Origin of the sequence: Pseudonocardia nigra (assembly GCF_019396355.1) — a bacterium.
GTDB lineage: Bacteria > Actinomycetota > Actinomycetes > Mycobacteriales > Pseudonocardiaceae > Pseudonocardia > Pseudonocardia nigra.
On sequence record NZ_JAHKRK010000227.1, the window covers coordinates 1 to 12930 of the forward strand.

The following is a 12930-nucleotide window of genomic DNA, read 5'->3' on the forward strand; positions in this document are numbered from 1 at the left end:
AGACCGAGGGCGGGCAGGGCCGGGTCCGGCCGCGCCGCCGGGCGCCGCGCCGCCGTGGGGAGGTCGGCGGCCGCGGAAGGCGGCGTGCCCGCCCGCTGCTCGTTCCGGGTCGACGCCTCAGCGGGCGGGCGCGGGGCGGGGATCGCGGCGGGTTGCTCGTTCCGCGGCGCCACGGCCGGCGACACCGGTGCGGGCGCCGGCGCGACGTGCCGGCCGGTGGCCTGATCGAGGTCCGGCGGGGTGACGACGCCGGCGGCCGGCGTCGTCGCCGCGGTCCGCAGGACGGCCGGCGTGCCGAGCGCGGGCGCCCGCTGCGTCCGCGCGACGAATGCCGCACCCGACCGTGCGGCCGCCGCCAAGGCGATCGCAGGCCCGGCCACCAGGGCGTCCGAACGCGGGCGCTGCGCGCCCGCACCGACGTGGCCCGCCGCGCTGGTGACCTGATCCGGCCCGGTGTCGTCCGCGGCGGGATGCCGCAGCACGGCCTCGTTCAGCACGGCGGGGCCGAACACCGCGCCGGCGGCGAACAGTGCGCTCGCGGCGGCGCTCGCCTTCCACGTGTGGTGCCGCGGCGGCTCGGCCGGCCGGCGGGCGTGCCCGCGGGGTTGCAGGGGGCGGGCGGCCGCGTGCCCGCCGCGGCCCTCCCGGCGCAGCAGGTCCGGCACCGAGATCGCCCGGCCGTCCGCCTGCCCTTCCGACTGCTCCGTGCAGCGGGTCGCGATCTCGGCGACGGAGACCTGGTGCTCCAGGGGCGTCGGATGCGGGCGATCGGAGGTGTTCACGGTCGGGCCTTCCGGCAGGGGCGTCGCGGGTGCGGTGTCCCGATTCCTACTCGCCGCCGTGGAGGCCGTGCTAGAGGCTGTTCGCCCGCTCGTCGGCTGTCACCGGTTCAGCGGAGGAGCCCGCTCGTCGTGCCCGGTGCACCGCTGACCGCCGGGTCGGTCGCACCCTTCGGCCGTCCGGCCCGGTAGGCGCCGCCATCCGGTGCAGCGGGACATCGTGACGATCTGCAACCGCCCGTTCACTGCATCGTCACCTGGTCGCGCACCGTCACGATGCCGGTAGGCCACTCGGGTGGGCCGTCCGCGGTTCCCGGACGGGCTCGCGCGGGTACGCACGGGGCATGGCCGACCCCGTCGAGCACGACCTCGAGCTGACCACGAGCGCCATGAAGGACGGGCCGCTCGCCCTGGGCATCGCCGGTGGCCTGCTGGAGGTGCAGCGCTGGCAGGACCGGATCGGCGACAGCGACGCGCCCGCCCTGCAGGAGATCGGCGCCGCGCTGGCCGAGCTGCGGGGCGAGCTGGAGAGCGACGCTCCCGACGCCGGCGTGCTGAGCGACCTCATGCGCCGTCTCGGGGAGCGGACCCTCGACGTGGCCCGCGACCAACCCGATGGCGACGTGCGCTCGCGGCTGCAGGAGCTCGGGCACCTGCTCACCCGGGGCGCCGCCGAGACCGACTGACCCCGCACCCCACGTCACGAACGGGGGGAGACCCGCATGACCCCTGCCGACCTGCTCGCCGACGCGTTCGACCGGATCCGCGAGGGCGTGCGGAACGCCGTCGACGGCCTGAGCGCCGACCAGCTCGCGTACCACGTCGACGACCGCGCGAACATGATCGCCTGGCTGGTGTGGCACCTGACGCGGGTGCAGGACGACCACGTGGCTGACGCGGCAGGCACCGAGCAGGTGTGGACGGCCCAGGGCTGGGCACAGCGGTTCGCCCTGCCGTTCGACACCGCCGCGACCGGCTACGGCCACGGCCCCGACGAGGTCGCGGCCGTGCGCGCCGATCCGGACCTGCTGGCCGGCTACCACGATGCCGTGGCCGAGCGGACGGTCGAATACGTGCGCGGCCTGGCCGGCGCCGACCTGGAGCGGGTGGTGGACGACGCGTGGGACCCGCCGGTCACCCTCGGGGTGCGGCTGGTGAGCGTGGTCTCCGACGACCTGCAGCACGTCGGGCAGGCCGGCTTCCTGCGCGGGGTGGTGCAGCGCCGCTGACGGGGCCGGCGGCATCTACTCCTTCGTCGCGGGCGGCCGTCGCGCGCCGTCCCGTTCGCCCAGGTCCCAGAAGAGCCCGGTCATGATCTGCATGCCCTCCCGGGCCACGGAGCCGAGCAGGTGCTCGTCGGGGCCGTGCTGCCCGCAGGCCGGGTAGGAGTGCGGGACCCACACCGTCGGCATTCCGATGATCTCGGCGAACACGTCGTTGGGCAGCGACCCGCCCAGGTTGGGCAGGACGACGGGGGCCTTCCCGGTGCTCTGCTCGATGGACGCGACGGCCCAGCACACCCACGGGTCGCCGGGGTCCAGGCGGGTGGCCGCCATGGTGCTGCCCACCTGCACGTCGACCATGGGGTAGCCGTGCGCGTCGAGGTGCTCGCGCACGATCTGCCCGAGCTCCTGCCACGGGGTGCCCACCACGAAGCGGAGCTGGCAGTGGGCGCTTGCGGTCGGCGGGATCGCGTTGACCGGCGCCTCGGGTGTCCCGGCGACGAACGCCAGCACCTCGAGCGAGTTGCTCGCCATCACCCGCTCGGCCGGGGTGAGGTCCGGTTCGCCCCAGTCGAGGTCGATCTCGGGATCCGTCGGGCCGCCACCGGGGGAGACGTCCGCGAGCGCCTCGCGCACCGCGGGCGGAACGCCCGGTGCCCGCAGCCGGGGAACGGTGATGACGCCGCGGCCGTCGACCATCGTGGCCAGCGCGTTGGCGAGCACGGTGGCGGGGTTGCGCAGCAGGCCGCCCCAGTTGCCGGAGTGGTAGCTGCCCGCCCGCAGGTCGAGGTCGAGCGTGAAGGCGACCTGGCCCCGGGACCCGAGGAAGACGGTCGGGCGGTCGGCCGCCAGCCGGGGGCCGTCGGAGGCCAGCAGCACGTCGGCGGCGAGCTCGTCGGCCCGCTGCCCGCACATCTCGCGCAGCCCGGGGGAACCGGACTCCTCGCCCGTCTCGACGAGGACCTTGAGGTTGAACCCCAGCCTGCCGCCCCGGGCGGCCATGACGTGCTCGAGCGCGGCCAGGTTGAGGGTGTGCTGGCCCTTGTTGTCGGCGGTTCCGCGGCCGTACCAGCGGTCGCCCTCGACGACGACCTCCCAGGGCGACAGCCCGCTGCGCCACCGCTCCGGCTGCCCCAGCACGACGTCGCCGTGGCCGTAGACCAGCACGGTCGGGAGGGCGTCGCCCTCGTGCCGGTGCCCGATCAGGAAGGGACCGCCGCCGGGCACGGGGTTGTCGACGACCGTGCAGGTGGCCCCGAGCCGGTCGAGGGCGGTGGCCATCTCACCGGTCAGGTAATCGTGCAGGGCCGGGTGGGACCCCGGGTCCTGGCTCTCGGTGCGCAGCGCCACCCGCCTGCGCAGGTCCTCGAGGAAAGCGCCCGAATCGATGTAGGACGTCGACTCCTCGACCACTCCGGCGCGCGTCGTCATCGGCGAAGGATAGGCATCGGACGGCGGCCGCTCAGCGCTCGGGCAGCGCGTCGCGCAGCAGCGCCGCGGCCTGCGACCAGTCGAGGGCGAGCACGTCCGGGGCGCGTTCCGGTCCGACGCACCCGGACACCTTGGCCGCCAGGTCGACGTCCGACGGTGGGCGGCGGGGATGGCCGGCGGGGACGTCCAGCGCCGCCTCGGCCACGGTGCCGTCGGCGAGCTCGACCGTGATGGTCACGTCTCCGGCGAGGACGTCCGCCCCACCGGGCTGCCGCCGGACGTCGACGGACGCCAGTAGCCGTTGTGCGCCCGGGCGCAGCACCGCGTCGTCGGTGAAGGACTCCGCGCCGGGGAAGCCGTCGAGCAGCGCGGCGGCGACGGCGTACTCGAGCGAGAACTTCCCCTCCAGCCCGGTGCGGGGCGAGCTGTGGATCAGCGGCTGCAGCGCCGCCTCCGGGGTCCGGACGACGATCCGGGTGATCTCCTCGACCGGCAGCGGCGGCAGTGACCGGGCGGCGCTGATCGGGCGCTGCAGGGCGTAGCAGCAGGGGTGGAGCTTCACGGCGAGCCCGTCGGGCACGGCCGGGCCGTCCAGCTCGATCGGGCCGGTGCCGCAGACGAGGGTGAACCACTGGTCGAGCGCGGCGGGGTCGGCGGAGGCGCCGGCGGCGGCGAGCCAGGCCGCCCGCACCCCGGCGGCCGCGGCGAACCCGACCTGCAGCGGTTTGGCGCCCGTGCCGAACGCGCGCTGCACGCCCCCGGCGGCCGGGACGGCGAGCGCCATGGCCCGGGCCAGGCCCGCCGCGTCGAGGCCGAGCGCGAGCCCGGCGGCCACCGCGGCGGCGGGGGCACCAGCCGTGCAGGTGGCGTGCCAGCCCGCCCGGTAGTGCTCCCAGCCGAGTGCGGCCCCGAGCCGCGCCATCACCCCGGCCCCCGCGAGGTACTCCCGGGTGCCGCCGCCGCAGGCCAGCGCGGCCGGCGCGCACACCACGCTGATGTGCGACGTGGACGGCAGGTGCACGTCGTCGAAGTCGAGGACGTGCCCGACGGCCGCCCAACGCAGCGCCTCGGGCGAACCGGCGGTCCAGGCGGCGACCGGGTCGTCGGCCGCGGCCAGGGTGACGGCGACGGTGTCGACGAGCGCGCGGCGGGCCAGCTCTTCGTCCGCGGCGGTGGGCGGGAGGGCGGCGGCCCACTCGGCGAGGTCGGCGACGCGGGCGGCGGTCATTCGAGCAACCCCGGCAGGAAGGTGGCGATGTCCGGAACGGCGATCATCACGGCGAGCAGGATCCCTTCGATCGCGATGTACGGGGCGACCCCGCGGAAGATGTCGGCGAGGTCGAGCTGCGGGACGACGGACTTCATCGTGTAGAGGTTCAGCCCGACCGGCGGGGTGATCACCGCGATCTCCAGGTTCACCACGAGGAGCACGCCGAACCACAGCGGGTCGAAGCCGAGCTCGGTGACGGCGGGCACCAGGATCGGCGTCACGACGAGCAGCAGCGACGCGGCGTCGACCAGGCAGCCGAGCAGCACCAGGATCAGCATGATCCCGACCATCACGACGTACGGGGAGACCTCGAGCCCGACGACGAACTCCGTCACCGCGTCCGGGACCCGGGCGAGCACGAGCATCTGGGTGAACACGAACGCCGAGCCGACGATCGCGAGCACGGCCGCCGTCACCTGCGCGGTCGAGATGAAGATGCGCTTGAGGTTGGCCCGGCCGAGCTTGTGGTAGATCACTCCGGTGACGCCGAACGCGGCCAGCGCGCCCACGGCCGCCGCCTCCGTGGGGGGTGGCGAACCCCGTGTAGATCGAGCCGAGCACGAGCGCGATCAGCACCAGCGCGGGGGAGATCTTCCCGAGCGCGACGAACCGGTCCCGCCAGCTGAACGCCTGCTCCTCGACCGGCGCGTTGGCCGGCGCGAGCCGCGCCCGCAGGACGACGTAGACGATCATCATGGCGGCGAGCAGCAGACCGGGCAGGATCCCGCCGGCGAACAGCGCGGCCACGCTCTCCCCGGTGACCGAGGAGTACAGGATGAACATCAGGCTCGGCGGGATGAGCATGGCCAGCGCCCCCGACGCCGCCGCCGAGCCGCTCGCGAACGCGGGCTTGTAGCCGCGCTCCAGCATCTCGGGCACGGCCATCCGCCCGATCACGGCGACCGAGGAGATGCTCACCCCGGACATCGCGCCGAAGAGCGTGGAGGACCCGATCGCGGACGCCCCGAGCCCGCCCGGCACCCTGCTGAACCAGCGGTGGGCCGCCCCGAACAGGTCGCGGCCCAGGCCGCTGACGGCGAGCGCCTCGCCGAGCAGGATGTAGAGCGGCGCGGCGACCAGCGCGTACTCCTGCAACTGTGCGACCAGCGCGAGCGGCACCAGCTCCACGCCGCCCCAGCCGCCGAGCCCGAGCAGCCCCGCGACGCCGGCCACCCCCAGCGCCACGAAGATCGGCGTCCGCAGGGCGATGAGCACGAGCAGCAGCGCGACGGCCAGCGTGACGACCACCCCGTCGGCGATCATCGGGTGGCCTCGGTCGGCTCGACGCGCGTCGTGACCTCACCCGGCACGGCGGCGCTCTCCCCGGCCGACGGCGGGAACAGCACCGCCACCAGCACGAGGAACACCCCGGTCACGAGCAGGACCGCGTCCGGGACCCACAGCGGGATGTTGAACGTCCCGGCACCGACCAGGCCGTTGGCGTACGCCACGGTCATCGACCGGAACGCGGTGATCGCGAGCACCACGCCGAGGAAGGCGGTGGCGGCGGCGGTGACCACGTCGGCGGCCCGCCGCCACCCGGCCGGCAGGGCGCGGTGCAGCAGGTCCATCGAGATGTGGTGGCCGCCCGCGTACAGGTGCGGGGCCGCCAGCGCCGTCGCGGTGAGGACGGCGGCCGAGTTGAGCGGGTACGCCCAGTCGGTCGGCGCGGCGAACGCGAAGCGCATCACCACGTCGTAGGTGATGGTCAGCATCATCATCCCGACGGCGACCATCGCGACGACGGCCATCGTGCGGGTGCAGGCCAGGACGACCTGCCGGGCCACGGACAACATGCGCTCCCCCTCAGGCGGTCTCGATGGCGTGCAGGGCGCGGTCGGCGACGCCCGGGGCGTGCAGCAGCTCCCGCCACCGCCCGTAGACGGGTTCGACCGCCTCCCGGAGCGCGGCGAGCTCCGCGCCGCTCGGCTCGACCAGCTCGACCCCGCCTTCGACGACGGCGGGCAGGTAGTCCTGCTCGTGGACGCCGACCATCACCTCGGTGCCGTCGCGGTAGAGGGCCCGACCGGCGGCGTCGAGAGCGGCCCGCAGGTCGGGCGGCTGGGCGTCGTACCAGCCGGTGCGGCAGTAGGCGTCGACGGTGTAGGCGCCGAAGTGCGCCACCGTGCCGTAGCGGATGATCTGCTGCAGGTCGCGGGAGACGACCGTGCCGACGTAGCTCATCAGCCCGTCGATCGTGCCGCGTTCCAGTGCCTCGCAGCTCGTCGAACTCCCGGTCGAAGCTCTGCGACTCCGGCAGCAACCGGTCCTGGCCCCAGCTGCGGTAGGCCGCGTACTTGGCCGCGAGCGCGTCGCGCACGTCCGCCACGGCCGACTCGTCGTCCGCGCCCACGTAGATCTCCTGCAGCACGTTGATCTCCGCCTCCCGGCCGCGCTCGGCGCACGCAGCCCGGAAGAACGCGGCCTGCCGGCGCAGGTACTCGGACTCGACGTGCGCGGCCGCGGCCAGCCACGGCAGCCCCGTGCCCGCGGTGCGAGTGAGCGCGGCGTCGGTGTGGCCGGCCAGCCAGATCGGCGGGTGCGGGCGCTGCACCGGCCGCAGGACCGGCCGCACCCGGTCGAGGCGCCCCGCGTCGCCGTCGAAGGAGACCTCGTCGTCGGTCCACAGGCGGCGGACGAGGTCGAGGTTCTCCCGGAACCGGCGCAGCCGCCGGTCCCGTGGCACCCCGAACGCGTCGAACTCGACGTCCCGATAGCCGAGTCCGGCGCCCACGACGAGCCGCCCGCCGGACAGGATGTCCAGCGTCGCGAGCTGCTCGGCGAGGTCGACGGGGTGGGCGAGCGCCATCAGCGTGATGGCGGTGCCGATCCGCATGTCGCCGGTCTCGGGCACCAGCCTGCCCAGCACGGCGAGCGGGTGCAGGTACTGGAACTCCTCCGCCAGGTAGTGCTGCGTGGCCCACACCGAGGTGAACCCGTGGTCGCGGGCGTGGTGCACCTGCTCCACCTGCTCGGCGAAGCGCGCGGTCGCGTCGTCGCCGGGTGGGAACTGGCTGCACAGCAACAGGCCGTACTCGGGACCGTCCACGATGGACCTCCGAGGTCAGAACGAGCGGGGCATCCCCAGCACGTGCTCGCCGACGTAGGACAGGATCAGGTTCGTGGAGATCGGCGCCACCTGGTACAGGCGCGTCTCACGGAACTTGCGTTCGATGTCGTACTCCGCGGTGAAGCCGTAGCCGCCGTGCGTCTGCAGTGCGACGTCCGCCGCCTCCCAGGACGCGTCCGCCGCCAGCAGCTTGGCCATGTTCGCCTCGGCGCCGCAGGGCTGCCCGGCGTCGAACAGGTCGGCGGCCTTCCAGCGCATGAGGTCCGCGGCCTCGACGTGGACGTGCGCCCGCGCGATCGGGAACTGCACGCCCTGGTTGCGCCCGATCGGCCGGCCGAACACCTCGCGCTCGCTCGCGTAGCGGCTCGCGCGCTCGACGAACCAGCGCCCGTCGCCGATGCACTCCGCGGCGATGAGGATGCGCTCGGCGTTCATCCCGTCGAGCACGTAGCGGAAGCCCTTGCCCTCCTCGCCGACCAGCGCGTCGGCGGGCAGATGGACGTCGGAGAAGAACACCTCGTTCGTCTCGTGGTTCATCATCGTCCGCAGCGGGCGCAGCTCCACGCCCTCGACGGCCCGCAGGTCGACGAGGAACATCGACAGGCCCTCGGACTTGCGGGCCACCTCCTCCCGCGGGGTCGTCCGCGCGAGCAGCAGCATGAGGTCGGAGTGCTGGACGCGGGAGATGAACACCTTCTGCCCGTTGACGACGTACCCGTCGTCGGTCCGTCGGGCCGTGGTGCGGATGCTCGTGGTGTCGGTGCCCGCGGTCGGCTCCGTGACGCCGAACGCCTGCAGCCGCAGCTTTCCCGACGCGATGTCGGGCAGGTATCGGCGCTTCTGCTCCTCGCTGCCGTGCCGCAGCACCGACCCCATCGTGTAGAGCTGCGCGTGCACCGGCCCGGCGTTGCCACCGTTCGCGTTGATGCCCTCCAGCAGCACCGACGCGTCGCCCAGCCCGAGGCCGAGCCCGCCATACTCCTCGGGCACGAGCGCGCCCAGGCAGCCGGTGCCGGTGAGCGCGGCGACGAACTCCTCGGGATACCGGCGCGCCTCGTCGACCTCGCGCCAGTAGGCGTCGGGGTAGTCGGCGCAGATCCGGTCGATCAGGCCGCGCAGGTCGCGGCGCAGCTCGGTCCGGTCGGTCCCGGTGCCGTCGATGGCCGTCATGACGCCTCCGCCCGGGGCCCGTGGCCCCGCTTGTAGACCAGCAGGGTGCGGGTGAACTCGATGACGACCTCGCCGGTCTGCTTCAGGCCGGTCGTCTTCACCGTCACGACGCCCAGTCCCGGCCGGGACTGTGACTCGCGGGTGGCCTCCACGCTGGACCGGGAGTGGATGGTGTCGCCCTCGAACACCGGGTTCGGCAGCGTCACCTTGTCCCAGGCGAGGTTCGCGAAGACGTTCTGCGAGACGTCGGTGACGCTCTGCCCGGCCACCAGCGACAGCGTCAGCGTGGAGTTGACCAGCGGTTTCCCGAACTCGGTGCGCCGGGCGTACTCGTGGTCGAAGTGCAGCGGCGCCGTGTTCTGGGTGAGCACCGGGGGATGGCAGCCGGCGGAGCTTGCGGAGCCGGCGGGGTGGGTCAGCGGAGTGAACCAGATGTTGTCGGTGGTGGTGATCGTGCGCCCGAGCGGGTGCTCGTAGACGTCCCCGACGACGAAGTCCTCGTAGAAGCGTCCCTGCCAACCGGTGTGGACGGTCATCGTTCTCCTTCTCCTGCGGCCAGTTCGGCCAGCACGGCGGCGGTGTGCTCGCCTAGTGCCGGGATCGCGCCGCCCTCGGCCATCCGGTCCCCCGGAATCCCGGGTGGACGGAGGGTGCGAACCGGTCCGGACGGCGTCGGGGTGGGCAGCCAGCGGCCGTCGGCGGCGAGCTCGGGGTGCCCGGCGAGCTCGCCGAGCGGGGTGAGGCGGCCCCAGGCGATGCCGGCGGAGTCCAGGCGGGCGGTGAGGACGTCGCAGGTGTGCCGGGCGCACTCGGCCGCCACGGCCGCGTCGAGCTCCGTGCGGTGCGCGACGCGCAGCGAGTTGGAGCAGAAGCGCGGGTCGGTGGCGAGGGCGGCGTCGTCGAGCACCTCGGCGCACAGCCGCACCCACTCGCGCTCGTTCTGGATCGCGATCATGACCGACTGCCCGTCCGCGGCGGTGACCGCCCCGTAGGGCGCGATCGTCGGGTGCGCGGTGCCCATCGGGACGGGCGCCGTCCCGGAGTGCATGGCGTAGTAGAAGGGGTGCGCCATCCACTCGGTGAGCGCCCCGAACAGCGAGATGTCCACCGGCAGCGCCTCGCCGGTGCGGTCGCGGTGGCGCAGGGCGGCCAGCACCCCGCTGAACGCGTACGAGCCCGCCGCGATGTCGGCGATCGAGATGCCGACCTTCGCGGGCCCGTCCGGCGTCCCGGTCACCGACATGGCCCCCGCCTCGGCCTGCACCAGCGCGTCGTAGGCCTTCTTGTGCCGCGACGGGCCGCCCACGGGGTAGCCGGCCACCGTGCAGACGATCAGGTGCGGGTGGCGCGGCGCTAGCGCGGCGGCCGTGAGACCCAGCCGCTCCAGCGCCGTGGGCGCGAGGTTGGCCACCAGCACGTCGGCCCGGGCGAGCAGCCGGTGCAGCACGTCCCGGCCGTCGTCGTCCTTGAGGTCGAGCTGGATCGACTCCTTGCCCCGGTTCAGCCACACGAACGCGCTCGACTGCCCCTGGACGACCGTGTCGTAGCCGCGCGCGAAGTCGCCGCCGTCCGGGCGCTCCACCTTGATCACGCGGGCGCCGAGGTCGGCGAGCTGGCGGGTGGCCAGCGGTGCCGCGACGGCCTGCTCGAGCGCGACGACCGTGACGTCGTCCAGCGGGAGGCTCATGACAGGGACTCCCCGAGCAGCGCAGCGGCCCGCAGGAGCACCGGGCGGTCGACGAACGTGCCGTCGGCCAGCCGGAACGCACCGGCGTCCCCGGCCGCCTCGCGCGCGGCGAGGATCGCGCGCGCCCGGTCCAGCTCGGCCTCGCTGGGAGAGAATGCGGCCTGGACCGGCTCGATCTGGCGGGGGTGCAGCACAACCCGTCCGCGGAACCCGAGGTCCCGGGCGGCCGCGCTGGAGCGGACCAGGCCGTCGACGTCGTCGAGCGCGGCGTGCGGCCCGTCGATCGGACCGGGCAGCCCCGCGGCGGCGGTGGCCAGCACGACCTGTGAGCGCGCGTGCAGCAGCTCCCGGCCCTCGACCGTGGGCGTGACGCCGAGGCACGCGGCCAGGTCCAGGGTGCCGAACAGCAGCGTCGCGACCCGGTCGGACGCGGCGGCCACGGCGGGCGCCGCGAGCACCCCGCGGGGCGTCTCGACGATGGGCAGCACCGCGGTGCGCCCCACGGGGAGCCCCGCGCTGCGCTCGGCGGCCGCGAGCAGGTCGCCGAGCCTGCGCACCTCGTCGGGGTCCTCGGCCTTCGGCAGCAGCACGCCCACCAGCCGGGGGAGCACCTCCGCGGCGGCCGCGACGTCGGCGGTGAACCAGGGCCCGTCGGACGGGTTGACCCGCAGCAGGAGGCCGGCCCGGGGCGGCGCTGACCCGATCGCGGCGACGGCCGAGATCCGCGCCCGCTCCTTCGCCTGCTCGGTGACGGCGTCCTCGAGGTCGACGGCCACGGCGTCGGCGTGGCTCGCGCAGGCCTTCGCGATCCGGTCCGGCCGGTCGCCGGGCACGAACAGGACCGCCCGTAGCGCGCTCGTCATCGTCCCTCCGCATTGTGCCGTCTCTCGGCACGTGTTCCGGTCACCGGTCCAACCTGTGTCACCATGGGTGCCGAGCCCACCACTGTCAAGGCAGGACATCTGATGACCGCTCCACCGGACAGCGGGATGCGCGTGGTCCGCACCGCACTGCAGGTCCTTGAAACGGTGTCCGACCTGCAACCCGTGGGGGTGTCCGCGATCGCGCGCGCCACCGGTATCCCGAAGAGCTCGGTGCAGCGCTGCCTCGTCAGCCTCCGGGAGGCCGGCTGGCTCGCTCCCGCGCCGCGCGACCCTCAGCGCTGGACGCTCACCGGCCGGGCGCTCGCCGTCGGCCTGCGCGGGTTCGCCGAGGCGGGCCTGCGGGAGGCCGCCATGGCCGTGATGCAGGACCTTCGGGACGAGACGCGCGAGACGATCCACCTCATCGGCTTCGGCCCCGACCACGCCACTGACTCGGCTGCCGTGGTCGTCGACCGCCTCGAGAGCCCCGAGCCGGTCCGGACGTGGGTGCGCCTGGGCACCCGGGTGTCCCTGCACGCGAGCGCCAGCGGCCGGGCGATGCTGTCGCGCCTGCCGCAGGACGAGGTCGACCGCCTGCTCGCCGGCCCGCTCGAGCGGTTCTCCGATCGCACCCTCGTCGACCGCGATGCGCTCGCGGCCGACCTGCAGGCCGTCCGCGAGCGCGGGTACGCCACGGCCGAGCAGAGCTGGCGGGCCGGGGTGGGCGCGGTGGCGGCGGCCGTGGTCGGCGCGGACGACCGCCCGGTGGGCGCCATCGCCATCTCGGTGCCGCTCCAGCGGTTCGACGCCGACCGGGCACGCACGCTCGGCCCCGTCGTGGCCGCGGCCGCCGCTCGCGTCACCGCAGCGCTGACGCGCCCGTGAGTGCAGAACGTCGCCCGGACGACGTTTTCCACTCACGAGGGGTAAGCATTCAGCCCGATCTTGAGCGTGACCTCGTGTCGGGGTCAGTGTGATCTTGGCGGCAGTGGCGTGTCGATCACGAATGATCGGCTGGTCTGCGGTGTGATCTTGGGGTGTCCGAGCCGGAGGAGATGTCGCGCGACGAGCTGATCGTCGTGGTGCGGCGCCAGTCCGGGCAGTTGGCCGCGCAGGACCGGCAGATCCGTGACATGTCCGGGCGGCTCGCGCAGCTGATGGAGACCAACGAGGCGCTGGCGGACAGGCTGGCCAAGCTCGAGCACCTGCTGTCGCGGAACTCGCAGAACTCGTCGAGCCCACCGTCGCGCGATGACGACCCGGGCAAGCCCCCGCCGCCGCAGAAGAAGAGCAAGGGTGGCGGGTCGGCCCGGGATCGGGGCAAACAGCGTGGGGCACCCGGGTCGCATCTGGCCTGGACCGACACCCCCGACGATCGGCAAGACCGGTTCCCGCAGGGCCGCTGCGAGTGCGGTGATGACCTGGCCGGCGCCCGTG

At 74.3% G+C, this 12930-nt stretch carries 13 protein-coding genes and 3 pseudogenes; 4 read left to right on the forward strand and 12 right to left on the reverse strand.

Annotated elements, in window-relative coordinates:
* A pseudogene (locus KME75_RS34725) lies at positions 1 to 782 on the reverse strand (hypothetical protein); the annotation flags it as partial.
* 341 nt (positions 783 to 1123) lie between these two features.
* Here KME75_RS34725 and KME75_RS34730 point away from each other — a divergent pair.
* Positions 1124 to 1465, forward strand: a complete 342-nt coding sequence (locus tag KME75_RS34730; protein ID WP_219419180.1) for a hypothetical protein — start codon at positions 1124 to 1126, stop codon at positions 1463 to 1465.
* Between the two features lie 36 nt (positions 1466 to 1501).
* Positions 1502 to 2008 carry a mycothiol transferase gene (locus KME75_RS34735; protein WP_219419181.1) on the forward strand — a complete coding sequence of 169 codons (507 nt, stop codon included), beginning with the start codon at positions 1502 to 1504 and terminating at the stop codon, positions 2006 to 2008.
* A 15-nt stretch (positions 2009 to 2023) separates the two neighbouring features.
* Here KME75_RS34735 and KME75_RS34740 read toward each other — a convergent pair whose 3' ends face one another.
* The 11 genes and pseudogenes from KME75_RS34740 to KME75_RS34780 all read right to left on the reverse strand — a co-directional run bounded on the left by KME75_RS34740 (position 2024) and on the right by KME75_RS34780 (position 11493).
* Positions 2024 to 3433, reverse strand: coding sequence for a M20 family metallopeptidase (locus KME75_RS34740; protein ID WP_219419182.1), 1410 nt, complete (start codon positions 3431 to 3433; stop codon positions 2024 to 2026).
* A gap of 31 nt (positions 3434 to 3464) precedes the next feature.
* A complete protein-coding gene (locus KME75_RS44165; RefSeq protein WP_246633426.1) occupies positions 3465 to 4661 on the reverse strand; it encodes an MmgE/PrpD family protein in 1197 nt (398 codons plus the stop codon).
* Complete coding sequence (locus KME75_RS44170; protein WP_372452746.1) at positions 4658 to 5212, reverse strand: TRAP transporter large permease subunit; 555 nt, start codon at positions 5210 to 5212, stop codon at positions 4658 to 4660. The genes KME75_RS44165 and KME75_RS44170 overlap by 4 nt, the downstream gene beginning before the upstream one ends.
* 64 nt (positions 5213 to 5276) lie before the next feature.
* Positions 5277 to 5966: pseudogene (locus KME75_RS47120) on the reverse strand (TRAP transporter large permease subunit); the annotation flags it as partial.
* Positions 5963 to 6499: a TRAP transporter small permease gene (locus KME75_RS34750; protein WP_219419184.1), complete on the reverse strand. Its 537-nt coding sequence runs from the start codon at positions 6497 to 6499 to the stop codon at positions 5963 to 5965. The gene KME75_RS34750 and the pseudogene KME75_RS47120, both read right to left, overlap by 4 nt.
* Positions 6500 to 6509: 10 nt before the next feature.
* Positions 6510 to 6914, reverse strand: coding sequence for a hypothetical protein (locus KME75_RS47125; protein ID WP_281424815.1), 405 nt, complete (start codon positions 6912 to 6914; stop codon positions 6510 to 6512).
* A pseudogene (locus KME75_RS47130) lies at positions 6913 to 7752 on the reverse strand (LLM class flavin-dependent oxidoreductase); the annotation flags it as partial. The gene KME75_RS47125 and the pseudogene KME75_RS47130, both read right to left, overlap by 2 nt.
* 15 nt (positions 7753 to 7767) lie before the next feature.
* Positions 7768 to 8943 carry an acyl-CoA dehydrogenase family protein gene (locus KME75_RS34765; protein ID WP_219419186.1) on the reverse strand — a complete coding sequence of 392 codons (1176 nt, stop codon included), beginning with the start codon at positions 8941 to 8943 and terminating at the stop codon, positions 7768 to 7770.
* Positions 8940 to 9479, reverse strand: a complete 540-nt coding sequence (locus KME75_RS34770) for a MaoC family dehydratase (RefSeq protein ID WP_219419187.1) — start codon at positions 9477 to 9479, stop codon at positions 8940 to 8942. Before KME75_RS34770 ends, KME75_RS34765 begins: the two co-directional genes overlap by 4 nt.
* Positions 9476 to 10630 carry a CaiB/BaiF CoA transferase family protein gene (locus tag KME75_RS34775; RefSeq protein ID WP_219419188.1) on the reverse strand — a complete coding sequence of 385 codons (1155 nt, stop codon included), beginning with the start codon at positions 10628 to 10630 and terminating at the stop codon, positions 9476 to 9478. The genes KME75_RS34770 and KME75_RS34775 overlap by 4 nt, the downstream gene beginning before the upstream one ends.
* Positions 10627 to 11493, reverse strand: coding sequence for an HpcH/HpaI aldolase/citrate lyase family protein (locus KME75_RS34780; RefSeq protein ID WP_219419189.1), 867 nt, complete (start codon positions 11491 to 11493; stop codon positions 10627 to 10629). Before KME75_RS34780 ends, KME75_RS34775 begins: the two co-directional genes overlap by 4 nt.
* Positions 11494 to 11595: 102 nt before the next feature.
* On the opposite strand from KME75_RS34780, the gene KME75_RS34785 reads away from it, so the two are divergent.
* Both KME75_RS34785 and KME75_RS34790 read left to right on the forward strand, forming a co-directional pair.
* Positions 11596 to 12378: an IclR family transcriptional regulator gene (locus tag KME75_RS34785; RefSeq protein ID WP_219419190.1), complete on the forward strand. Its 783-nt coding sequence runs from the start codon at positions 11596 to 11598 to the stop codon at positions 12376 to 12378.
* Positions 12379 to 12530: 152 nt separating this feature from the next.
* Positions 12531 to 12930: DUF6444 domain-containing protein (locus KME75_RS34790; protein ID WP_308283361.1), on the forward strand; the 400-nt coding region annotated here is incomplete at its 3' end.